Here is a 19,817-nt window from a genome sequence, read left to right as displayed (position 1 = left end):
GAGATTGTTATTTTGCAGTTCGTCGCAGCGGCGCACCCAGGCGGGCGCGCCGCGCCTATAGTCTGGTCTGCCGCTGCCGATCAACCCAGACCATAGGACTTTTGCGCATGTTCAAGCTTTCCGCCCTTTGCTTCGCCACCCTTGTTGCACTGCACGCGCCCGCCGCCTTGGCGCAGGACGCCGCGCGTCCCGCCAGCGAGCAAGCGCTGGCCAGCCGCATCGACGCCGCCATCGCCCCCTACTACAAAGCCGATGCGCCCGGCGCGACCATCATCGTCACGCAAGATGGCAAGACCGTGCTGCGCAAGGCCTACGGCATGGCCGACGTCGCCAAGGGCAAGGCCATGACCCCCGACACGGCCCTGCGGCTCGGTTCCATCACCAAGCAGTTCACCGCCGTTGGCATCCTGATGTTGCTCGATGAAGGCAAGCTGGCGCTCGATGACGACATCACCAAATTCCTGCCGGAGTACCCCACGCGCGCCAAGCGCATCACCATCGAGCATTTGCTCACGCATACCTCGGGCATCGTCAGCTATACCAGCCGGGCTGGCTTTGAGCGCAATTCCACCAACCACATGAGCGTGTCGGGCATGATCGATACCTTCAAGAACGATCCGCTCGATTTCGAGCCCGGCACGCGCTTTTCCTACAACAATTCCGGCTACTTCCTGCTCGGCGCGGTGATCGAAAAAATCTCCGGCCAGCCCTACGCCAAATTTGTCGAAGAGCGCATCTTCAAGCCGCTCGACATGCAGCACAGCGCCTACGAAGGCCATGAACGCAATCCCGGCCCGCGCGCGGCCGGCCACACCAAAGGCTGGTTCGGCGTCACCTCATCCAAGCCGCTCAGCATGTCGCAGCCTTACGCGGCCGGCTCGCTGGTGTCGACCGTGGACGATCTGGCGCGCTGGGATGCGGCCATTACCGCCGGCAAGCTGCTCAAGCCGGCCACCTGGCAAAAGGCGACCACCGGCTATGTGCTGGCCGACGGCAAACCGACCAACTATGGCTACGGCTGGCAGATCGGCAAGCTGCGCGGCGTGCCGATGGTGTCGCATGGCGGCGGCATCAATGGCTTTTCCACCTATGCGCTGCGCTTGCCGCAGCAAAAAATCTACGTCGCGGTCCTGACCAATAGCGACGACGCCAAAATCCAGCCCGAAATGGTCGCCAGCAAGGCCGCAGCCATCGCCATCGGCAATCCCTTCCCCGATTTCAAGGCCGTGAAGATCGGCGATGCCCTGCTCGACGCCTATGCCGGCACCTATCGCATCGACGCCAACGCCACGCGCAGCTTCAAGCGCGACAATGGCAAGCTGGTCATGCAGCGCAGCAACCGCGAGCCGATCACCCTGACCCCATACGCCAACGATGGCTTCTTCATGCCCGATTCGCTGACCACCATCGTGTTCGCGCGCAATGCCAAGGGGGAAGTAAGCCATGTGGTGGTCCACAGCCAGGGTTCGGAGCTGATCAACGAGCGCGTCGGCGCGCCCTGACTGACGCATGCGGCCACCCCCGGATGCGGCAAATCTGCTACGCTGGCCTGACATCTAACTTGGCGAGCACAATGACCTCCATCCCCGATATTCTGAAAGACAGCAAGACGATTGCCGTGGTCGGCTTGTCGAACCGGCCCGAGCGCGCCAGCCATGGCGTGGCCGCCTACCTGCAGCGGCAAGGCTACCGCATCCTGGGTGTCAATCCTGCTTATGCCGGCCAGCAAATCCTTGGTGTGCCGGTCTACGCCAGCCTGGCGCAGGCCGCCGCCGCCCTGGACGGCCCGATCGATATCGTCGATTGCTTCCGCACTTCCGAGGCCATGCTCGAGCTCGCGCGCGAAGCCATCGACGCTGGCGCGCGCTGCCTGTGGATGCAGCTCGGCGTGGTCAACCAGGAAGCGGCCGACCTGGCCGCGGCGGCCGGGCTCGACGTGGTGATGGACCATTGCATGAAAATCGAGCACGCGCGCAGCGCCGCCGCGGCATGAAGGCGCGCACCCGCTTCCGCGCGCCGGCCGGCCTGAAGTTGCGCGAGGACGATGCCGGCGCCACGCCGCTGCGCGAGTCCGGCGGCAAGCATCCCAGATCGAAGGAGCAGATCAAGGCCCACGAACGGGCCCTGACCGAAGCGCTGACCGCGAAGATCGCGCTGCACCAGCAGATGCTGTATTCGCAGCGCAAGCAAAAAGTGCTCTTGGTACTGCAGGGCATGGATACCTCGGGCAAGGATGGCACGGTGCGCGTGCTGTTCAGCCGCATCAACCCGATGGGCTTGAATGCGACCCAGTTCAAGGCGCCCAGCCTGGACGAAGCGGCGCACGATTTCCTGTGGCGCGTTCATCCGCATGTGCCGGGCGCCGGCGAGATCGCCATCTTCAACCGCAGCCATTACGAAGACGTGCTGGTCACCCGCGTGCAAAAGCTGATCGACGAGAAGGAATGCAAGCGCCGCTACGCCCACATCGCCGATTTCGAACGCATGCTGGCCGAAACCGGTACGGTGATCGTCAAGGTGTTCCTGCATATCTCGAAGGATGAGCAGCGCCGGCGCCTGCAGGCGCGCCTGGACGACCCGGAAAAGCAATGGAAGTTCGACGAAAACGATCTGGTCCAGCGCAAGCGCTGGGATGACTATCGCGACGCCTACGAAAGGGCGATCGGCGCCACCGATGCCGACCACGCGCCGTGGTACATCATCCCGGCCGACTCCAAGACCCACCGCAACCTGCTGATCGCCAGCCTGCTGCTCGAAGTCATGGAATCGCTGGAACTGAGCTTCCCCGACACCGATCCGCGCCTGTCGAAACTGAAGGTCGAGTAAGTCCGCTCAGACCGCGCGCACGATCCGCAACGGCGGCTGCAACGCTGGCATCAACGGCTGCGGTGCCGGGGCCACGGCGGCGCCGCCGATGCCGTTGTCGAGCATGCCGATCAGGGCCGCCAGCTGGTCGCGCTCGCCCGGCGCGTCGGCCGTGTTGAGCGCCAGGTCGCGCGCGATATCGCGCAGGCGCCAAGTGATTTCGCGCGTGGCGACGACCTTTTCAAACTCCAGCGCGCCATCGCCCTGGTCGTGCAAGCCGTGGTTGTTTTGCATGTAGGCGTCCAGCCCGGTGCTGAAGAAGGCGCGCTCGATGGTGCGGATGCGCGCCAGCGCGCGTTCGACCAGGGCCGTGGCGCGCGCCGAACTTGGGTTTTTGCCGTGCAGTAGCTGCTCGCCCGCCTGCAAGGACGCGCCGATGCGCTGCCACAGCTGCGCGATGGCGGCGTCGTCGCTCTCTTCGGGCTTGGGCGGCGTGACCGGGTGGTTGGCCGGCTGGTTGCGCAAGGCGCCTGAAATGGCCGACAGCAAATGGTGCGGATGTTCGCCCGGAATGATCTTCAGCGCCAGTTCGGCGCGTTCGAGCGGATAATCCTTGTGCAGCACGCCGGCGATCATTTCCGCCACCGACACGGCCAGCCCCGCCCCACTGATCAGGCCGCCTGCCGACTGGCGCGGATAGCCGGTGCCGTCGAGCCGTTCGTGGTGTTCCGACACCGCCCGCGCGACCGACGGTGGATACGCTTCCAGTTCAGTGATCAGCATTTGGCCGATGCGCGGATGCACCACCAGATGGGCCCACTCGTGCGGCAGCAGGCGCTTGCCCGGCTCCAGGTAGGCCGGATCGATATACAGTTCGCCGATATCGTGCAGCATGCCGGCCACCGCCGCCGCCAGCTGCTCGTCGTTCGACAGCGCCAGCTTTTTCGCCATGCCGATCGACAGCAGGCTGACGGTGACGCTGTGTTCGAGCGCCTGCGGTCCGTCGCGGTCGGTCAGGGTCAGCATCATGCGCATGGCATGGCCGAACTTCATGTTCGCCAGCAGCGCCAGCGGCGAGGCGCCGCGGCCGGCGCTGCTGCCGAGGATGCGCCTGATCGGTACGCTGCTGTCGAGGATGCGGGTAGCCATCTCGACGATCAGGCCGGTGTCGGCGCCTCCTTCCGCGCTCAGTGACGACTCCAGGGTCTTTTTCAGCTTGTGGGCACCCAGGGTGTCCTGCTGGGCGCGGGTCAGCCTGGCGCCCTTGGCCACCAGCTTCATGCCCCGGATATCGATGATGTCTTCGCTGGCGGCGACATCCATCACCTCGGTCAGGCTCATCAATTTGTTCAGGTAGTGCTGGTTGACGCTGGTGCTCAGGCTGGCGCGTTGCATGGGGCTCTCCAAAAGATGAACACATGATAGCAAGTATTGCCACATGGAATTACATTCAGTATCAAATATTTGCTGTTTTTTCAGGCAAGATGGCCGCTTTATCATGCGTGCAGCCCTTGTCCAGTGCCGCGCCCGCGCCGGGCGAAGGCGCCCGAATTGGCATAGAATGAACTCCCTCTTCCCCATCGCATGGAAACGACAATGATCAAGATTTCGGCACTTCTCCTGGCCAGCCTGTCGGCGGTTGTACTGACGAGCGCAGCGGCCCGGGCCCAAACACCGGCTGCCAGTGTCTCCGCCCCCGCCGCTGCGCCGGCAGCAAGCTGCCCGGCCTTGCTCAAACACAGCTTCAAGCGCTTGCAGGACGAGGCCCCGCAGGACTTGTGCCAGTACGCCGGCAAGGTCGTACTCGTCGTCAACACCGCCAGTTACTGCGGCTACACCACGCAGTACGAGGGGCTGGAAAAGCTGTACGCCAAATACGGCGCCAAGGGCCTGGTGGTGCTGGGCTTTCCATCGAACGACTTCGGCAAGCAGGAGCCGGGCAATGCCAAGGAAATCGCCGATTTCTGCTACAACACCTACGGGGTCAAGTTCCCCATGTTCGCCAAGAGCTCCGTCACGGGCGCGGCCGCCAATCCCCTGCATGCGGAGTTGATCAAGGCCACCGGCAAGGAGCCGAAATGGAACTTCACCAAGTACCTGATCGACCGTAACGGCAAGGTCATCGAACATTATCCGAGCAAGGTCACGCCGGAAGACAAGCAGCTCGTGGGCAAGATCGAGCAAGCCCTCGGCGGCTGAACCGCCAGCCCGCCGGATTGCACCGGCGGCGGCGCTCACAATTGATACGCCTTTCGCACTTCATCGATCAGCACATGGCGCGAACTGCGCTCCTTTTCATGGGGCGCGAACTGGCTGCTGGCGGTGTCGAGCAGGTCGACCGCCAGGGTCAGGCAGATCCGGTCGCGGGTCGACAGCCCCTGCTCCAGGGGCTTGCCGATGATCTCGCGGATGATCATCGTCGCCAGTTCCTTCGATGCGATTTCCTCCGGTAAGCCGGTTTTGGTGCACAAGCCATAGGTGCCGTCGAGGAAGTGGCGCCACTCTTCGCGCAGGTGCTGGTCCAGGCCCGCGCCCAGCTTGGGGTTGTCGGTGCACAGGCCGGCGGCCTTGAGTTGCGCAAGGCGGGCGCGGTAGCGCTCGGCGAACACGCGAAAGGCTTCGCCCTCGCCGCCCAGCGAGTGCAACAGCCCGATCCACGAGGCGTAGCCCTTGGCGTAATAGTCGAGCTGCGTATGTTCCTGGTGCATGCCGAAGAAGGACTCGCAGCTCACGTTAAGGCGCAGCCGATAGGAGGGACGCGGCATCATCGCGCGCTGCTGCAGCGCCGCCAGCTCGCCGGCGTCGATGCCGGACACCGCCAGCAGCTGTTGCTCCGTGAAGAAGCCATCGCTCAGGTATCGGATCAGTTCCATGGCCGCTCTCTCGTTGGTCGATACGGCTACTATACAAGCTTGCGCGGCCTGCACGGTTCGGCTACCATCGAACCATGAAAGACGGCCCCAACATTATCGGCATTGCCGCCCTGATCGGCGATCACGCGCGCGCGGAAGTGCTGACCGCGCTCATGTCGGGCATGGCCCTCACCGCCACCGAACTGGCCGACATCGCCGGCGTCACCAAGCAGACCATCAGCGCGCACCTGGCCAAACTGGTCGACGCCGGCCTGCTCGCGGTGCAAGCGCAGGGCCGTCACCGCTACTTCCGCCTGGCCGACGACGATGTGGCGCAACTGCTCGAGTCGCTCATGAACGTCGCCTTTCGCACCGGCGCGCTGCGCCTGCGTTCCAGCCCGCGCGAGCCGGCCTTGCGCAAGGCGCGCGTGTGCTACGACCATCTGGCCGGCGAACTCGGTGTGCTGGTGTATGAGCGCCTGCTGGCGCACGGCGCCTTCATTGCCGATGCGGATGGCCTGCACCTGAGCGACGCCGGCAGCGCCATGATCGAGGCGATCGGCGTCGACCCGGCAGCGGCGGCCGGCACGCGGCGCGCCTTTTGCCGCACCTGTCTTGACTGGAGCGAGCGGCGCCATCACCTGGCCGGGGCACTGGGCGACGCGCTGCTGGCACGCTTCGAGGAAATCGGCCGGGCCAGACGCTCGCTCGACTCGCGCGTGGTCGCCTTCAGCGATACCGGCGAACAGGATTTGCGCGTCTGGCTGGCCTGCTAGGCCAGCACCGCCATCATCGGCCCGCGCAGCGCATTGCAGACCATCAGGCCGGTGGCGCGCGCCAGCATCGCGCGCGTGACGATGCCTTCCTCGGCATCCCAGCGCGCGTCGGCCAGCACCAGCGCGCGCATGATCCCGGGCAGCAGGCCGCAGCCCAGGGCAGGGGTGCGCCAGCGGCCGTCGACCTGCACGAACACATTGCTGCGGCCTCCCTCGGTCAGTTCGCCGCGCTCGTTGAAGAACAGCATATCGAACGCGCCTTGCGCCTCGGCCGCACGCCAGGCCGCGTCGTAGCGCGTGCGCACGCTGGTTTTGTGGCGCAGGAACAGGTCGTCCGCATGCGTCGCGTCGTCTGCCAGCAGTACGCGCACCGGTTGCGCCAGCGCGGCCAGCGCGCCGCTTTGCACGCTGAAGGCGCCGGACGGGCCAAGCGCGAGCCGCATGCGCGACGCCACCCCGGGCGCCAGCGCGGCGCAGGCGCCGTCCAGCGCAGCGTGGGCTGCGGCTTCATCGAAGGCGAAGCCGAAGTAGCGCGCCGACCCCGCCATGCGCGCCAGGTGCTGCGTGCGGTGGCGGCAGCCATCTTCGCGCGTGGCGTGCAGGGTTTCGAAGACCTCGATGTCATTTTGCAGGCCGGTCAGGAAGCGTGCCTTGAGCTGGCACTCGGCATATTCGTCGGCGGCGTCGCTGTCGTACACGATGCCGGCGCCCACGCCCATCTCGCCGCGCCGTGTGCCGCCGTGTTCCGCCTGCAAGGTCAGGGTGCGGATCGGCACCGACAGGCAAAACTCGCCGATCGCCCCCGGCGTGGCGCAGGGCTCGAACCAGCCGATGGCGCCGGTGTAGACGCCGCGCGCGGCCGGTTCGAGCTCGCGGATGATTTCCATCGCGCGCCGCTTGGGCGCGCCGGTGATCGAGCCGCACGGGTACAGCGCCGCGACGATGTCGGCCAGCGTGGCGTCCGTGCGCAGGCGCGCGCGCACGGTGGACGTCATCTGCAGCACGCTGGCGAAGCGCTGCACGTCGAACAGCGCCGGCACCTCGACGCTGCCGGTGACGGCGATGCGTCCGAGGTCGTTGCGCAGCAGGTCGACGATCATCAGGTTTTCGGCGCGGTTCTTGGCGTCGGCCGCCAGCGCGCTGGCGCGGCGCGCATTCTCGGTATCGTCGTCGCTGGCGGGGGCGGTGCCTTTCATCGGGCGCGCCAGCAGCTCACCGTCCTGGTGGCGCACGAACAGTTCGGGCGAGAGCGAGAGCACGGCGCCGCCGTCGGGCAGGGTGATCAGGGCGCCGTAGGGCACTGGCTGGCGCGCGCGCAGGCGGGCATACAGCGCCTGGGGCGAACCGAAGGCGTCGAAGTGCAGGCGGTAGGTGTAGTTGACCTGATAGGTGTCGCCGGCGGCGATGTAGTCGTGGATGCGCGCCAGCGCGTCGCTGAACGCGCCCTGGTCGACGTTGGCGTGCACCTTGCCGATGCCGGCCGGGCCATCCCGGGCCGCCGCCTGCGCGGCCAGCCAGGCCGTCACCTCGCTTGACGACAGGCGGGTGCAGGTATCGAACAGCAGCAGCTGCGCCAGCGCCCCGCTGGCCGGGTGCGTGCCGATCCCGAGCAGCTGCCCGCCCAGTTCATACCGAAGGACCGCCACCGCGTGCAGGCCGCGTCCGAGCGCCGCCTGCAACTGCGCCAGCAGGTCCGGCCAGGCGCTGGCGTCGTCGCAGCGCAGCTCGCCCGCATGGCCTGTGTACAGGCGCGAGCCGGCGCCGGTGGCGTCGTCGAGCAGGGCAAAGCAGTCCACGGCATTCATCGGCGTAGAGGCGCTCAGGGCGCCAGCAGCAGGGAAATCTGCAGGGCCGTGCCCTCGGTCGGATTGTGGCGGAAGCCGCTCTTGGCGTAGCGGTGCCAGCGCCCGACCACGTAGCTTACCAGCAGGCTGGCGCGCGCGGCGACGTCGGCTTCCTTGCCGTGTCCCTGGGTGACGGCCAGGCGCAGCGACTGCTTGCACGCCAGTTCGACCTTGTCGTAGAACTGGTTCATGCGCAGTTGCAGGCGCTCGTCTTCGTTGACCAGGGCGTCGCCGATCAGCACGCGCGTCATGCCGGGATTGTTGACCGCGAAGCCGAGCAGCATCTGCAGCACGGCGTGCGCCTGGTCGACGCCGCCCGGTTCGTTTTCGGCGATCTGGTTAATCAGGCCGAAGACGCTCGATTCGATGAAGTCGATCAGGCCTTCGAACATCTGGGCCTTGCTGGCGAAGTGGCGGTACAGCGCCGCTTCGGATACGTCCAGCCGTGCTGCCAGTGCCGCCGTGGTGATTTTCTCGCCTTTGGGCTGCTCCAGCATGGTGGCCAGAGCCTGGAGGATTTGCAGCTTGCGCTGGCCCGGCTTGGTGCTTGCCATGTGTTCTCGATGAGGTGGGTTGACGATGTCAGCGCAGTCGATTCATGCATCTCGGCAACTGAAGCACGGATTTTACTTTGACATCGACATAAGCGGGGCGTTTTAACTTTTTTGGCAACGGCGCAACACCGATCGGGTCCGTCATGCGCAGGTATTGGGTGACCCAGGCGGTGCGCATGCCCACCTGTTTGGCGGTGCGCAGATTGGCCAGGGTGTCTTCCACCAGGATGCAGCGCTGCGCGGCCACGCCATGCTTGCGCAGCAGGCGGCGCAGCATCAGCTTGGACGGCTTGGGCCGCAGCTGGCCGTGCACATGCATGTTCTCGATGGCGATGTGGTGGCTGAAGTGGCGCCGCAATCCCAGATGGCGCATCACGTCGGTCGAGTAGCGGATCGGCGCGTTGGTCAGCAGGATTTTTTGCCCGGGCAGGCGCCTGAGCAGGCGCGCCAGCCCGCGTTCGTAGCGGATCATGTCTTCCAGCCGCTCGATGTGGTGGGTTTGGTGCAGGAAGTCGGCGGCGCTGACCTGGTGGTGCTTGATCATCCCGAGCAGGGTGGCGCCGTAGCGTTTCCAGTAGTCGAGGCGGGCGGCGTTGACCACGTCCGCGCTGGCGGGCGTGACGCCATCGCCCAGCACGCGCGCGATGAACACGTTCATGTTGGCGGTGATGGTGGGGAAAATCGCGTGCGAGGCGTTGTGCAGGGTATTGTCGAGATCAAACAACCAGAGCGGGGCGGAGCGGGTAAGATTGGACACAGGGGACCTGATTAAAAACGCGAGAGCGAACCAACAAGGAAATAAGGCATGAGACGTCCGATTATAGTGGTGTTCCTGAGTTTGCTCATGCTGGCCCTGCCGGCGGCCTGGGGCGCCGAGCGCGGCGCGCTGTTCAAGATCAGCGGCAGCGGCCATACGATGTATTTGTTCGGCACCATGCATGTGGGCTTGCCGGAGTTCTATCCGCTTGAGCCGCGCATCGCCACCGCCGTGAAGGAGGCCTCGGCGCTGGCGCTGGAAGTGGACCTGTTGCAGGACCCGGCCAGGCTGGGTGCGGCGATGCAGGCGCATGCCTTGCTCGCACCCGGCAAGCCCGGTTTCCAGGATCGCTCGCCGGCCTTTCGCAAGCGCGTGGAACAGGCCCTGAAAAAGGCGAAGATCGATCCGGCCGCCGTGGCGCGCTTCAAGCCATGGCTGGTGGCGACCACCCTGACCCTGGCCGAGTACGCCTCCGAGGGTTACCAGGCCGAGCTGGCGGTCGACCTCAAGCTGGCGCAGATGGCGCGCGCGAGCAAGGTGCCGGTGATCGAGCTCGAATCGATCAGCGCCCAGTTCGCGATGTTCGACCGGCTGGGCGTGGAGGAACAGTGGAAGTTCCTGGAAGAGAGCGTGGACATGATGGAGTCCGGCAAGCAGCGCGCCGAAATGCGCCAGATCGTCGATGCCTGGGGTTCGGCGGACAAGGCCGGGCTCGATGCGGTGGCGGCCAAGGTGGAGAGCGACACCAGCGTGTCCGGCAAATTCATGCAAAAAATTCTGTTGGACGAACGCAACGGCCCGCTGGCGGACAAGCTGGCGGCTTTGCTGGTGAAACAGGACAAGAGCGTGGCGGCAATCGGGGTCTTGCATCTGATCGGCAAGAACAGCGTACCGGCATTGCTGGGCGCGCGCGGACTGCGGGTCGAGCGGGTGTACTGATGGGGGAGAGTGCTGCGAAGAAGGATGGTGCCCTTTACGTGGATTGAACACGTGGCCTCTCCCTTACCAAGGGAGTGCTCTACCACTGAGCTAAAAGGGCGGAACTGTTGGCGGCTGATGCCGCCACAAAAATTTTAGTGCGACCGGATCATAGTGCCAAAAGCCTGTTCGGTCAAGACTTCGAGCAGCAAAGAGTGCTCAATTCGTCCATCGATGATGTGAACGGTGTTCACGCCCGACTTGGCCGCGTCCAGTGCCGATGAAATTTTAGGCAGCATGCCACCGGAAATGGTGCCGTCGGCGAACATCTCCTCGATCTCGCGCGCCGACAGGTCGGTCACGAGGTTGCCTTTTTTATCTTGCACGCCGGCGATGTTGGTCATCATGATCAGCTTTTCGGCTTTCAGGATTTCCGCGATCTTGCCTGCGACGACGTCGGCATTGATGTTGTAGGCCTGGCCATCCTGGCCGAAGCCGATCGGCGAAATGATCGGAATGAAGGCATCGTCCTGCAGCGCCTTGACCACGGCCGGGTTGATGGCGTCGATTTCGCCGACAAAACCGATGTCGAGGAACTCGCCCGGGTTTTCCTTGTCGGGCATGGCCATCTTGCGCGCGCGGATCAGGCCGCCGTCTTTGCCGGTCAGGCCGACAGCCTGGCCGCCGTAGTGGTTAATCAGCATCACGATATCTTGCTGGACTTCGCCGCCGAGCACCCATTCGACCACTTCCATGGTTTCTTCATCGGTGATGCGCATGCCTTGCACGAAGCTGCCTTGCTTGCCGATTTTTTTCAGGGCGTTGTCGATCTGCGGACCGCCGCCGTGCACCACGACCGGGTTCATGCCGACCAGCTTGAGCAGGATGACGTCGCGCGCGAAGCCATGCTTGAGGCGCTCGTCGGTCATCGCATTGCCGCCGTATTTGATGACAATGGTCTTGCCATGGAAATTGCGGATATACGGCAGTGCCTCGGCCAGGATCTGCGCCTTGATCTGCGGGGAAACCGCGGTCAGGTCGTCTTGATGGTCGGTCTTCAGTTTGGGCAAAGGAGCGGTCATGGCGGGTCCGGGAAATGAAATTTTGCGGGATTTTACAGGCAACTGGGAGAAGCTTGTGGGCATTATAGGGCTATCTTGTTGTATTTTCATTTTTGATCCGTTAGGCTGGGCTTAAATGAATCCCATCCACCCTTTCGCCCCCTTTTGCGGCGCCGCTGGCGGCGCATCAATTGATCAGGAAACATGCCCATGAATGGCAGCGCCCGACCTTGTCTTCTTCCATTGTGGCCGAGCGCGCCGGAAAGCGGCGCGCCATGAGTAGCTGTAGCCGCTGTGGGGCGCAGTTCGGCTGCGCCATGGCCGATGGCACTCCGGGGCCGTGCTGGTGCACGGAAATGCCGCCGGTGGTGGCGGTGCCGGTCGAGGGTGGCGCGGCCGCTTGCTGGTGCCCGGCTTGCCTCAAGGCCCATATCGAGGCCCGGAAAGATTCCATGGATCAGCCTGCGCCCGATTGCTACTCCCGTTCCTGAGGCGCGGACGGCGTGGAGACGGGCTCTCCCAACGCCGGCTTGCGTGGGGGGGGGGGGGCGCGGAGGCCGACCACCTTCTCGGTTGATGCCGTCAACTTGCGTCATTTACTTCTCGCAGCGATCTTCACGCTGGCGATGATTCCTGCCTGTTTCATCTCGTGCGAGGTAAAGCGCACCGATTTGAGGATTTCCTGGCTGCGTGGAGAGAGCGGTGATGTGGTCACGGCCTTGCTGGACAGTTTTGCCACAACACGTCGTAGGTCTTCTTCGGAAATAGTCGTCAGGAATGCAAACATGGGGCCTCCGCATCGGTCGAATTTTTTAGGACCACACGAACGCGTTCAAGTTCCCCCTTCCCGCTAGCGCACGATTGAGGCGCGTCGAAGGTTGATGGGATTATCTGCCTAAAATTCTGTCAGTACCAAGGAGTCAATCATGGCTGGACTGTATGAAATGGACGTGCTTGCCTGGTCGATCGAACAGGCAGCGCTGTTGCGCGAACGCCGGTGGTCCGCGCTGGATATTGAGAATCTTGCCGAGGAGATCGAGGACGTGGGCAATAGCGTGCGGCACGAACTGGGTAGCCGGATGGCCGTGCCGATTGCCCATCTGCTCAAGTGGCAGTTCCAGCCGCAATTGCGCAGCAAAAGCTGGCTCAAAACGATGAAGGTGCAGCGCGCCTTGATCGCTCGCAAGCTGGGCAAGGTCCCAAGTCTCAAGAGCGCGCTTAACGAAGAGGATAGTCTGAAAGATAGTTGGGACGATGCGCTGGTGCTTGCCATCAAGGACACCGGCCTGCATGAGTTTCCGGACATGCCCATATGGACCAGCGCGCAGATACAGGACCCGGCGTTTCTGCCGGCTTGAACGAATAAACATCGCACCGTCATTGCATGACGACGCACCATGCGTCACTGCATGGCTAACAAAAAACGATCGCCGTCTTATGTTCGATGCTCAATCGGGCTGCTTCGTACAGTGCAAGCCAGGCGCACAGTTCCCGGTACAAGCCATGCTCGCTGCTGACGAGTTGCTTGATACGCGCGGCTTCCCCGTCTGTCAGGGCCCTGTTGGCCAGCTCGACACCGATAGCGGGAGCCACCACGATCAGTTCCTCAAGCAAGCGATAGGACGAACCTAATATGCCGCCGGGCAGCTCGGCGTGAAAAGCCGGGTCGCTAAACGCGACAGGAACATAGAAACCTTCCGCATCGGAGTGGCAGACCAGGTGGCTTTCCAGCTGGTCCAGTCGCGCCTCCAGCGCCGGGTCGGCAGTGGGATCCGCATCCGCAGGCAATGGTGTGGCGATCCAGGCGGCATCGGACATCCGATGGGCGTATGCACGGCGCAGAAAATGGATGAACGAATAGGGAAAACCCCGCATGTGGGATCTGTTGTCGAGCTTATCCATGCTCGCAGGCTCCGTGTGCGCTGGCGCGCCCATGGACGCAAGGCAAGCGTTGACGGCTTCCAGCCCGGCACGCAACACATCGGCCTGATCCTCACCGTCTTTAGTGAGTTCCGCCAGCATACCGAGTGCGATCGCAAGTCCCATGTCATTTCCTGTTTTGTGTATCCGATAAATGTTGCAGAGTAGCATGTTGCGCGCCTGCACCAAGAAGCCGGATTGCCGCCAGCCGCTGGCTGCACATCGTCGTTACCCGCGCCACTATCTTGTCATGGAGCAGGCATTTTTAGTCGTGCCGGGCTCGCTTGGGCTTACCATACGGAGACTGGGTTGGCTTTCAACAGGAGCGGTCAATGGCAGATTTGTACGACACCGACGTGGTGGCCTGGGCATACCAGCAGGCCGCTTTATTGCGGGCGCGGCAGTGGTCGGCGCTCGACTTTGAGAATATCGCCGAAGAAATCGAAGGCGTGGCCAAGGCTGAAAAGCGCGAGCTGGGGCGGCGCATGTCGGCCTTGTTTGCGCAATTGCTGGAATGGAAGCTGCATCCTGAGCGGCGCGACAGTGGATTGCTAAGGAGTATAGGCGACCAGCGCGTGAGCATCGGGCGCGTCTTGCGCAAGATGCCCAGTTTGCAGTCGGCCTTGATCGATATCGATTGGCTCGACGATGCCTGGAAGGATGCTCTGGGCATTGCGGGCGGAAACATGGAACTGGACGGATTCCCGCGAAGGTGCCCGTGGACGCTGGTCCAGGTGCTCGCTGAGCATTTTTTGCCGGATTAAGGCTTCCAGACTGCATTTGCCTCATCAATAGAGCGCGGCGCCGTCGGCCGGGCCAGTCGCGCCATCGACGGGAGTGTCATCCCGTCGACAGCCGCCTTAGCGCTTGGTCTGGAAAAAGCGCATCATTTCCCGGCTGGCGTCCGGTCCCTTGCCATCGGTATAGCTGCCGCGCGCGTTGCCGCCCGACCAGGCATGGCCGGCGCCGTGGATCAGCCACTGTTCCGCCTGCGGCGTACCATCGGCGCGCTGGTGCACGGTGCGCGTGTAGGCATGCCCGTCCGGCACCCGGCCCGGCTCGGTGACGAAGCCCTTCGACTCGTGATGCGCGCCGCGCTTGATCAGCTCGTCGCCATTGACCGGATGCACGGTCGTATCCTTGTCGCCATGGAACACGATGATGGGAATCGACTTGCCGCTGGCCTTTTGCGGCCCGACATTGCCTTTCATCGCCGCCAGCGCCGACGGCAAATCGTGGGCCGAGGCGAACGGCAGCCCCGAGTGCACGCCCACGGCCGCGTACAGTTCCGGATACAGGGTGCCCATGATGGTCGCCATCGCCCCGCCGGCCGACAGCCCGGCCACATACACCTGGCTCCTGTCGACCGCGTGCTTGTGCATCACTGCCTCGGTAATGCCGGCAATAATCGATGGCTCGCCCTGGCCGCGCTGCTGATCGACCGCGCTGAACCAGTTCCAGCAGCGCGAGGAATTGGCTTGCACCGATTGCGCCGGATACACGACCATGCACTGCATTTCCTCGGCCAGCGCGTTCATCTGCGTGCCCGTGGCGAAGTCGTCCGGGTCTTGGGTGCAACCGTGCAACATGACCACCAGCGGCATCGGCTGTCCGTTATAGCTGCTCGGCTCGTACAACTTGTAGGTCCGGGTGCCGGCCGCATTCGTGAAGCTGCCGTCGGTAAATTTGCCGGGCAGGGCCTGGGCCGGGGTAGCCGAGGCGCCGCCGTGCATGCCGGGCAGGTCGAAATGCGGCATCTTGAACGCGGCATGCCCGCTCGTTCCCGCACGGTCGAGCTTGGCCAGCAGGTCGGGCATCAGCTTGTTGAATGCCGCAGTTGCTTCCTGCACCGCATTCTTGACGTATTGCTCTTGCGCCGACGCGGCTGCGGCCTGTGGCTGCGCCCCCGCTTGCGGCGCTGCTTGCTGCGCCGCCTCTGGCGCCGACTCCGCTTGCGCCCCCGCCCCCGCTGGCGGCGGCGCGCCAGGTGGCAGCACGCTCTCGCGCGCAGCCGGCCTGGCGTGTTCCGGCGCCGCATTCAGGTCGCGCATCGCCGGGGCGGCGTCGCGCGCTGCCGATGGCGCCGCCGCCTGCTTCGCCGCCACCTTGTGGGGCGTCAAGACCTTGAGGGCTTCATGAATGACGTTGGTGGCAGCCTTCGGTCCCTGGCTCATCAGGGTCTTGGTTGCCGCTCGCATGTTCGCGAACAGTTTCTCATTGAGTTTCATTGGCTTTCCTTATGTAAGCGCATCACAGGATGCGGCCCGCCAGTGCTGTCTTGATCACGCTGCTCGCATGCAGGGCGCCAAGCACAAAGATGGATTCGATGGTTGCCAGCGCCAGCTCCACCGAGACGTCGCTGGCAATGCTGGCCATGCCCAGTACCTGGATCTGCAAGCGTTCGCCCGCTTCCAGCGCCGCTTCGAGGTCGGCGCGGGAATAGTGATGCATTCCCAGCACCAGGCTCTTGCGCGCCACCGTTTGCCGCACCACGTCGGCATGGGTGTTCAACTGGTTCCGGATCGCCGTGCGTATCAGGTCGGTGCGGTTCGAGTAAAAACCTTCGCTGACCAGCAGGTCGATCTGGCCCAGGTCGATCAGACCCAGGTTGATGGTGATTTTTTCCGATTCGGCGGGTTTGGTTTTCAGGTCCCGGGCATGCATACGTCTCCAATAACATCTTCGTGGCATCCGTACGCCATCTGTATGGATGGTAGTCTACCCTTCTTGGGTCCTCCGTCAAGCGCGATTCGTCCGAATGCGATAATGGCGTTTTTATGTATCAATCCCGTCACAGCGGAGGAACGATGGCAAGCATCACAGGAATCGACCATGTGCAGGTAGCCATGCCGGTCGGCGGCGAAGCGCAGGCGCGCGCTTTTTACAGCGGCGTGCTGGGCCTGCCCGAAGTGCCCAAGCCGGCCCATCTGGCCGTGCGCGGCGGAGCCTGGTTCCAGTGCGGCGCCGCCCAGCTGCACCTGGGGGCCGACAGCGCCTTCCAGTGCGCCCGCAAAGCCCATCCAGCCCTCATCGTTGACGGTTTCGCCGCCTTTGTCGGTGCGTTGGCTGACGCTGGCGTCCCGGTGCAGGTGGAAGACATGGTGGCGGGCCTGCAGCGCGCCAGCGTCGACGATCCCTTTGGGAACAAGGTCGAGCTCATCGAGCAACGTTAAAAGAAGGCATAATCCGAGCATGAGTCCCGACCTGCAACCCGGCTTCCGTTTCGAGTGGAGCTATACCGTCCCGGCGCGCGCCACCGTGCCGCAGCTGTACCACGACACCGGTTTCTGCCGCGACATGCCCGACGTGCTCGCCACCGGCTACATGGTCGGCATGATGGAACTGGCCTGCCTGCACGGCATGATGCCGTTCATGGACTGGCCGCGCGAACAAAGCGTGGGCACCATGGTGCATTTTTCGCATTTTGCACCGACTCCGCCCGGCCTGACGCTGGCAGTCAAAGGCGAAGTGCTCGAAGTCGAGGGCCGGCGCGTGCGCTTCCGGGTCGAGGCCTGGGATGGCGTCGAGCGCATCTGCGAAGGCACCCATGAGCGTCACGTGATCGATCCGGTCCGCTTCAATGCCAAGGTGGCCGCCAAGGCCGCCGCCGGCGCGGGGGGCGCATGAATCCCGAACTGCAGACGCCGGTGCCGTCCCCCTGCATCAGCCTGTGCGAGATGGCGCCCGATACCGCGTCCGCCAAGGGCCTGTGCCGGGGCTGCCTGCGCACCCTCGATGAAATCGTCGCCTGGGGCAATGCCCCGGATGCGTACAAACGCGCGGTCTGGGCCGAGATCCGCCGCCGCGAAGCCGAACTGGACTTTGACTAAATGAACTTTTACCAGCCGCAGCAAGCGGTCACCGGCCCGGCCTACGGGACCGGCTTCAAGGTCTTCGCCACCGTCGTCACCCTGGTGCTGGTGCTGTACGGCGCCAGCGTGGCGTGGCGCTTTCCGCTGATGTCGTTCGGCCTCGGCGTCAAGGCGCTGCTGCTGGGCGCCGGCGTGATGCTGGGCGTGAGCTATTACTGGTTCCTGCGCGCCACCATCACCATCGACGCCAGCGGCATCCGCCAGACCTGGCTGTACGACAAGCAAATTGAATGGCGCGACGTGCGCGGCGCCAAGATGATCGGCATTCCCTACGCTTCCTGGCTGTTCCCGCCGCGCATGGTTGTGCGTACTGGCAATGCCTTTATGACCTTCAATGGCGGCTCGCAAGCCGTCCTGATCGAGTTCGCCAAGATCTCGCTCGCGTTCCAGATGAAAAAATGAGTTTCCCATGAATGCAATATTCAATCCCGACCCGGCGCGGCTGCCGGCGTCGATGCAGGTGTTCGAGCGCGGCTGGTTGTCGTCCAATAATGTGCTGTTTACCGGACCCGGCGACACCACCCTGATCGACAGCGGCTACAAGACCCACGTGCCGCAGACGCTGGCGCTGGTCGGCCACGCGCTCGGCGAGCGGCCGCTGGCGCGCGTCATCAATACCCACCTGCATTCGGACCACTGCGGCGGCAACGCGGCGCTGAAGGCGCGCTACGGCTGCCGCATCGGCATTCCGGTGGCGGAAGCGGCCAGCGTTGCCGCCTGGGACGAGGACGCGCTCAGCTTCAAGGCCACCGGCCAGCAGTGCGACCCGTTTGGCGCCGACTTCACGGTGTCCCCCGGCGACGAGCTGGAACTGGGCGGCAAGCTGTGGCAAGCGCTGGGCGCGCCTGGGCACCATCCGCATTCGCTGATCTTCTTTTGCCCCAGCGAAGGCATCGTGATGTCGGCCGACGCCCTGTGGCGCAACGGCTTCGGCGTGATTTTTCCCGAGCTCGACGGCGAATCGGGCTTCCTCGAAGCGCGCGCCACGCTCGACCTGATCGACAGCCTCGAGGCCCGCCTGGTCATTCCCGGCCACGGCGCCATGTTTACCGACGTCCAGCAGGCGCTGAAGCGGGCGTTTACGCGCTTGAACTTCCTCGAAGCCGATCCGCTGCGCAATGCCGAAAACGCGGTCAAGGTCATCCTCAAGTTCCTGCTGCTCGAACGCCAGCGCATCGGCCTGGCTGACGTGGCGGGCATGTTCGCCACCATTCCCGTGCTCGAAGGCGTGCGCCGGCGTGCGCTGCAGCGTTTCGACACGTCCGCCCAGATGGCCGACTGGGCCGTGCAATCGCTGGTGCGGGCTGGGGCGGCCAAGCGCGACGGCGAGGATCTGGTCAACAGCGACCTGTAAACACGGCGCGGCGGATTTTCAAGCACGATCGTTCTTTTTCCGCACTATAATGGGTGATAATTGCTTCCATCCACTTTTTTCGATTGCGAGACCGACATGGCATTGCCCGCCGCGCTGCAAAACCTCACCCTTCCCGTCATTGGATCGCCGATGTTCATCGCCAGCGGGCCCGCGCTGGTGGCGGCGCAGTGCAAGGCGGGGATCGTCGGTTCCTTCCCGGCGCTCAACGCCCGTCCGGCCGAGCTGCTCGACACCTGGCTGACCGATCTCAAGAAAGAGTTGTCCGACTATCAAGCCGCCAACCCGGGCGCCAAGGTCGGGCCGATTGCCGTCAACCAGATCGTGCACCAGTCCAATGACCGTCTGGAACACGACGTGGCGATGTGCGTCAAGCACCAGGTGCCGATCATCATCTCCTCGCTGCGCGCGCCGCCGAAAGAAATGCTGGACGCCATCCACAGCTACGGCGGCATCGTACTGCACGATGTGGTATCGATCCGGCATGCCGAAAAGGCGCTGGAAGCCGGGGTGGATGGCTTGATCCTGGTGGCTGCTGGCGCTGGCGGGCATGCCGGGCCATTGTCGCCGTTCGCGCTGGTGGGCGAAGTGCGTAAATTCTTCCATGGCCCGCTGGCCCTGTCGGGCTCGATCGCCACGGGCGACGCGATCCTGGCGGCGCAAGCGATGGGGGCCGATTTTGCGTATATCGGCTCGCGCTGGCTGGCGACCAAGGAATCGAACGTGACGGATGAGTACCGCGACGCGATCGTGGAATCGGCGGCGGCGGATATTATTTACACCAACCTGTTCACCGGCGTGCACGGTAACTACCTGAAAAAATCGATTCTCAATGCCGGTCTCGATCCGGATGCCTTGCCGGAATCGGACAAATCGAAGATGAGTTTCGGTTCGGGCAGCGCCAAGGCCTGGCGCGATATCTGGGGCGCGGGGCAGGGCGTGGGGATGATGAATGACGTGCCGACGGTGGCCGAGATGGTGGCGCGCTTGAAGCAGGAATACGACGCCGCGCGCGCGCGGCTGGCGCTTTAAATCGCAGAGCCGGCGCCCGCAAATAACGATAGCTTAAATTCCGTCGTTTCCGGC

General features: G+C 64.0%; 25 protein-coding genes and 1 tRNA gene. 15 read left to right on the top strand and 11 right to left on the bottom strand.

Annotation, left to right across the window (positions count from 1 at the left end; translation table 11 throughout):
* Nucleotides 1–107: 107 nt before the first annotated feature.
* The 3 genes from PO883_RS19395 (at nt 108) to PO883_RS19385 (ending at nt 2,826) form a co-directional block, all read left to right on the top strand.
* Nucleotides 108–1,502, top strand: coding sequence for a serine hydrolase (locus PO883_RS19395; protein WP_289311207.1), 1,395 nt, complete (start codon nt 108–110; stop codon nt 1,500–1,502).
* A gap of 71 nt (nt 1,503–1,573) precedes the next feature.
* Nucleotides 1,574–1,993, top strand: a complete 420-nt coding sequence (locus PO883_RS19390; RefSeq protein WP_289311206.1) for a CoA-binding protein — start codon at nt 1,574–1,576, stop codon at nt 1,991–1,993.
* Nucleotides 1,990–2,826: a PPK2 family polyphosphate kinase gene (locus PO883_RS19385; RefSeq protein WP_289311205.1), complete on the top strand. Its 837-nt coding sequence runs from the start codon at nt 1,990–1,992 to the stop codon at nt 2,824–2,826. Before PO883_RS19390 ends, PO883_RS19385 begins: the two co-directional genes overlap by 4 nt.
* 6 nt (nt 2,827–2,832) lie before the next feature.
* Here the strand turns inward: PO883_RS19385 and PO883_RS19380 are convergent, their stop codons facing one another.
* On the bottom strand, nt 2,833–4,200 hold the full coding sequence (locus tag PO883_RS19380) for an HD-GYP domain-containing protein (RefSeq protein WP_289311204.1): 1,368 nt from the start codon (nt 4,198–4,200) through the stop codon (nt 2,833–2,835).
* A gap of 201 nt (nt 4,201–4,401) precedes the next feature.
* Between PO883_RS19380 and PO883_RS19375 the strand changes: the two genes are divergently transcribed.
* Complete coding sequence (locus tag PO883_RS19375) at nt 4,402–5,004, top strand: glutathione peroxidase (RefSeq protein ID WP_289311203.1); 603 nt, start codon at nt 4,402–4,404, stop codon at nt 5,002–5,004.
* 35 nt (nt 5,005–5,039) lie between these two features.
* Here the strand turns inward: PO883_RS19375 and PO883_RS19370 are convergent, their stop codons facing one another.
* Entirely contained in the window at nt 5,040–5,678 is a 639-nt protein-coding gene (locus PO883_RS19370; protein WP_289311202.1) for a DUF6058 family natural product biosynthesis protein, read from the bottom strand.
* Nucleotides 5,679–5,752: 74 nt separating this feature from the next.
* Here PO883_RS19370 and PO883_RS19365 point away from each other — a divergent pair, with 74 nt between their 5' ends.
* Nucleotides 5,753–6,433, top strand: coding sequence for a helix-turn-helix transcriptional regulator (locus PO883_RS19365; protein ID WP_289311201.1), 681 nt, complete (start codon nt 5,753–5,755; stop codon nt 6,431–6,433).
* Here the strand turns inward: PO883_RS19365 and pabB are convergent.
* The 3 genes from pabB to PO883_RS19350 are packed head-to-tail and all read right to left on the bottom strand — an operon-like array spanning nt 6,430 to nt 9,588.
* A complete protein-coding gene (gene pabB / locus PO883_RS19360) occupies nt 6,430–8,238 on the bottom strand; it encodes an aminodeoxychorismate synthase component I (RefSeq protein ID WP_289311200.1) in 1,809 nt (602 codons plus the stop codon). The two genes, PO883_RS19365 and pabB, sit on opposite strands and share 4 nt — an antisense overlap.
* A gap of 14 nt (nt 8,239–8,252) precedes the next feature.
* Nucleotides 8,253–8,831 (bottom strand): nucleoid occlusion factor SlmA, encoded by a 579-nt coding sequence (gene slmA, locus PO883_RS19355; protein WP_289311199.1) that lies wholly within the window; start codon nt 8,829–8,831, stop codon nt 8,253–8,255.
* 28 nt (nt 8,832–8,859) lie between these two features.
* The gene (locus tag PO883_RS19350) at nt 8,860–9,588 is read right to left on the bottom strand and encodes a pyrimidine 5'-nucleotidase (RefSeq protein WP_289311198.1); all 729 of its coding nucleotides are present in this window, start codon (nt 9,586–9,588) and stop codon (nt 8,860–8,862) included.
* A 48-nt stretch (nt 9,589–9,636) separates the two neighbouring features.
* Between PO883_RS19350 and PO883_RS19345 the strand changes: the two genes are divergently transcribed.
* A complete protein-coding gene (locus tag PO883_RS19345; RefSeq protein ID WP_289311197.1) occupies nt 9,637–10,527 on the top strand; it encodes a TraB/GumN family protein in 891 nt (296 codons plus the stop codon).
* 25 nt (nt 10,528–10,552) lie between these two features.
* Here the strand turns inward: PO883_RS19345 and PO883_RS19340 are convergent.
* Together PO883_RS19340 and argB are read right to left on the bottom strand one after the other, a co-directional pair.
* Nucleotides 10,553–10,627: transfer RNA gene (locus tag PO883_RS19340), tRNA-Thr, on the bottom strand.
* A gap of 34 nt (nt 10,628–10,661) precedes the next feature.
* Nucleotides 10,662–11,588 carry an acetylglutamate kinase gene (gene argB / locus PO883_RS19335; protein WP_289311196.1) on the bottom strand — a complete coding sequence of 309 codons (927 nt, stop codon included), beginning with the start codon at nt 11,586–11,588 and terminating at the stop codon, nt 10,662–10,664.
* 254 nt (nt 11,589–11,842) lie between these two features.
* Here argB and PO883_RS19330 point away from each other — a divergent pair, with 254 nt between their 5' ends.
* Nucleotides 11,843–12,058: a cysteine-rich CWC family protein gene (locus PO883_RS19330; protein ID WP_308605953.1), complete on the top strand. Its 216-nt coding sequence runs from the start codon at nt 11,843–11,845 to the stop codon at nt 12,056–12,058.
* Nucleotides 12,059–12,159: 101 nt separating this feature from the next.
* Here PO883_RS19330 and PO883_RS19325 read toward each other — a convergent pair whose 3' ends face one another.
* A complete protein-coding gene (locus PO883_RS19325) occupies nt 12,160–12,354 on the bottom strand; it encodes a hypothetical protein (protein ID WP_289311195.1) in 195 nt (64 codons plus the stop codon).
* Between the two features lie 139 nt (nt 12,355–12,493).
* On the opposite strand from PO883_RS19325, the gene PO883_RS19320 reads away from it, so the two are divergent.
* Nucleotides 12,494–12,925, top strand: a complete 432-nt coding sequence (locus PO883_RS19320; RefSeq protein ID WP_289311194.1) for a DUF29 domain-containing protein — start codon at nt 12,494–12,496, stop codon at nt 12,923–12,925.
* Nucleotides 12,926–12,980: 55 nt separating this feature from the next.
* Here PO883_RS19320 and PO883_RS19315 read toward each other — a convergent pair whose 3' ends face one another.
* Nucleotides 12,981–13,613: a hypothetical protein gene (locus PO883_RS19315; RefSeq protein WP_289311193.1), complete on the bottom strand. Its 633-nt coding sequence runs from the start codon at nt 13,611–13,613 to the stop codon at nt 12,981–12,983.
* 206 nt (nt 13,614–13,819) lie between these two features.
* Between PO883_RS19315 and PO883_RS19310 the strand changes: the two genes are divergently transcribed.
* Entirely contained in the window at nt 13,820–14,251 is a 432-nt protein-coding gene (locus tag PO883_RS19310; protein WP_289311192.1) for a DUF29 domain-containing protein, read from the top strand.
* Nucleotides 14,252–14,347: 96 nt separating this feature from the next.
* On the opposite strand, the gene PO883_RS19305 is transcribed toward PO883_RS19310, so the two are convergent.
* Nucleotides 14,348–15,715, bottom strand: a complete 1,368-nt coding sequence (locus PO883_RS19305; RefSeq protein WP_308605952.1) for a PHB depolymerase family esterase — start codon at nt 15,713–15,715, stop codon at nt 14,348–14,350.
* Between the two features lie 22 nt (nt 15,716–15,737).
* The gene (locus PO883_RS19300) at nt 15,738–16,151 is read right to left on the bottom strand and encodes a CopG family transcriptional regulator (RefSeq protein ID WP_167084599.1); all 414 of its coding nucleotides are present in this window, start codon (nt 16,149–16,151) and stop codon (nt 15,738–15,740) included.
* Nucleotides 16,152–16,294: 143 nt separating this feature from the next.
* Here PO883_RS19300 and PO883_RS19295 point away from each other — a divergent pair, with 143 nt between their 5' ends.
* The 6 genes from PO883_RS19295 (at nt 16,295) to PO883_RS19270 (ending at nt 19,763) form a co-directional block, all read left to right on the top strand.
* Complete coding sequence (locus PO883_RS19295; protein WP_289311191.1) at nt 16,295–16,660, top strand: VOC family protein; 366 nt, start codon at nt 16,295–16,297, stop codon at nt 16,658–16,660.
* 19 nt (nt 16,661–16,679) lie between these two features.
* Nucleotides 16,680–17,114, top strand: coding sequence for a thioesterase family protein (locus PO883_RS19290; protein ID WP_289311190.1), 435 nt, complete (start codon nt 16,680–16,682; stop codon nt 17,112–17,114).
* Complete coding sequence (locus PO883_RS19285) at nt 17,111–17,317, top strand: DUF1289 domain-containing protein (protein WP_167084593.1); 207 nt, start codon at nt 17,111–17,113, stop codon at nt 17,315–17,317. The genes PO883_RS19290 and PO883_RS19285 overlap by 4 nt, the downstream gene beginning before the upstream one ends.
* Nucleotides 17,318–17,761, top strand: coding sequence for a hypothetical protein (locus PO883_RS19280; RefSeq protein WP_289311189.1), 444 nt, complete (start codon nt 17,318–17,320; stop codon nt 17,759–17,761).
* 7 nt (nt 17,762–17,768) lie between these two features.
* Nucleotides 17,769–18,713, top strand: a complete 945-nt coding sequence (locus PO883_RS19275) for an MBL fold metallo-hydrolase (RefSeq protein WP_289311188.1) — start codon at nt 17,769–17,771, stop codon at nt 18,711–18,713.
* Between the two features lie 96 nt (nt 18,714–18,809).
* Nucleotides 18,810–19,763 (top strand): nitronate monooxygenase family protein, encoded by a 954-nt coding sequence (locus tag PO883_RS19270; protein ID WP_167084589.1) that lies wholly within the window; start codon nt 18,810–18,812, stop codon nt 19,761–19,763.
* Nucleotides 19,764–19,817: the final 54 nt, after the last annotated feature.

The sequence above is a fragment of the Massilia sp. DJPM01 genome (assembly GCF_030348125.1).
Classification (GTDB): domain Bacteria; phylum Pseudomonadota; class Gammaproteobacteria; order Burkholderiales; family Burkholderiaceae_D; genus Telluria_A; species Telluria_A frigida.
This window is presented reverse-complemented; position numbering and strand designations above follow the sequence as displayed.

What these genes read in the sequence shown, in the direction of transcription:
- PO883_RS19395 (WP_289311207.1), top strand. Translation starts at nt 108, where the DNA reads ATGTTCAAGCTTTCCGCCCTTTGCTTCGCCACCCTTGTTGCACTGCAC.
- PO883_RS19390 (WP_289311206.1), top strand. Translation starts at nt 1,574, where the DNA reads ATGACCTCCATCCCCGATATTCTGAAAGACAGCAAGACGATTGCCGTG.
- PO883_RS19385 (WP_289311205.1), top strand. Translation starts at nt 1,990, where the DNA reads ATGAAGGCGCGCACCCGCTTCCGCGCGCCGGCCGGCCTGAAGTTGCGC.
- PO883_RS19380 (WP_289311204.1), bottom strand. Translation starts at nt 4,200, where the DNA reads ATGCAACGCGCCAGCCTGAGCACCAGCGTCAACCAGCACTACCTGAAC.
- PO883_RS19375 (WP_289311203.1), top strand. Translation starts at nt 4,402, where the DNA reads ATGATCAAGATTTCGGCACTTCTCCTGGCCAGCCTGTCGGCGGTTGTA.
- PO883_RS19370 (WP_289311202.1), bottom strand. Translation starts at nt 5,678, where the DNA reads ATGGAACTGATCCGATACCTGAGCGATGGCTTCTTCACGGAGCAACAG.
- PO883_RS19365 (WP_289311201.1), top strand. Translation starts at nt 5,753, where the DNA reads ATGAAAGACGGCCCCAACATTATCGGCATTGCCGCCCTGATCGGCGAT.
- pabB (WP_289311200.1), bottom strand. Translation starts at nt 8,238, where the DNA reads ATGAATGCCGTGGACTGCTTTGCCCTGCTCGACGACGCCACCGGCGCC.
- slmA (WP_289311199.1), bottom strand. Translation starts at nt 8,831, where the DNA reads ATGGCAAGCACCAAGCCGGGCCAGCGCAAGCTGCAAATCCTCCAGGCT.
- PO883_RS19345 (WP_289311197.1), top strand. Translation starts at nt 9,637, where the DNA reads ATGAGACGTCCGATTATAGTGGTGTTCCTGAGTTTGCTCATGCTGGCC.
- argB (WP_289311196.1), bottom strand. Translation starts at nt 11,588, where the DNA reads ATGACCGCTCCTTTGCCCAAACTGAAGACCGACCATCAAGACGACCTG.
- PO883_RS19330 (WP_308605953.1), top strand. Translation starts at nt 11,843, where the DNA reads ATGAGTAGCTGTAGCCGCTGTGGGGCGCAGTTCGGCTGCGCCATGGCC.
- PO883_RS19325 (WP_289311195.1), bottom strand. Translation starts at nt 12,354, where the DNA reads ATGTTTGCATTCCTGACGACTATTTCCGAAGAAGACCTACGACGTGTT.
- PO883_RS19320 (WP_289311194.1), top strand. Translation starts at nt 12,494, where the DNA reads ATGGCTGGACTGTATGAAATGGACGTGCTTGCCTGGTCGATCGAACAG.
- PO883_RS19315 (WP_289311193.1), bottom strand. Translation starts at nt 13,613, where the DNA reads ATGGGACTTGCGATCGCACTCGGTATGCTGGCGGAACTCACTAAAGAC.
- PO883_RS19310 (WP_289311192.1), top strand. Translation starts at nt 13,820, where the DNA reads ATGGCAGATTTGTACGACACCGACGTGGTGGCCTGGGCATACCAGCAG.
- PO883_RS19305 (WP_308605952.1), bottom strand. Translation starts at nt 15,715, where the DNA reads ATGAAACTCAATGAGAAACTGTTCGCGAACATGCGAGCGGCAACCAAG.
- PO883_RS19300 (WP_167084599.1), bottom strand. Translation starts at nt 16,151, where the DNA reads ATGCATGCCCGGGACCTGAAAACCAAACCCGCCGAATCGGAAAAAATC.
- PO883_RS19295 (WP_289311191.1), top strand. Translation starts at nt 16,295, where the DNA reads ATGGCAAGCATCACAGGAATCGACCATGTGCAGGTAGCCATGCCGGTC.
- PO883_RS19290 (WP_289311190.1), top strand. Translation starts at nt 16,680, where the DNA reads ATGAGTCCCGACCTGCAACCCGGCTTCCGTTTCGAGTGGAGCTATACC.
- PO883_RS19285 (WP_167084593.1), top strand. Translation starts at nt 17,111, where the DNA reads ATGAATCCCGAACTGCAGACGCCGGTGCCGTCCCCCTGCATCAGCCTG.
- PO883_RS19280 (WP_289311189.1), top strand. Translation starts at nt 17,318, where the DNA reads ATGAACTTTTACCAGCCGCAGCAAGCGGTCACCGGCCCGGCCTACGGG.
- PO883_RS19275 (WP_289311188.1), top strand. Translation starts at nt 17,769, where the DNA reads ATGAATGCAATATTCAATCCCGACCCGGCGCGGCTGCCGGCGTCGATG.
- PO883_RS19270 (WP_167084589.1), top strand. Translation starts at nt 18,810, where the DNA reads ATGGCATTGCCCGCCGCGCTGCAAAACCTCACCCTTCCCGTCATTGGA.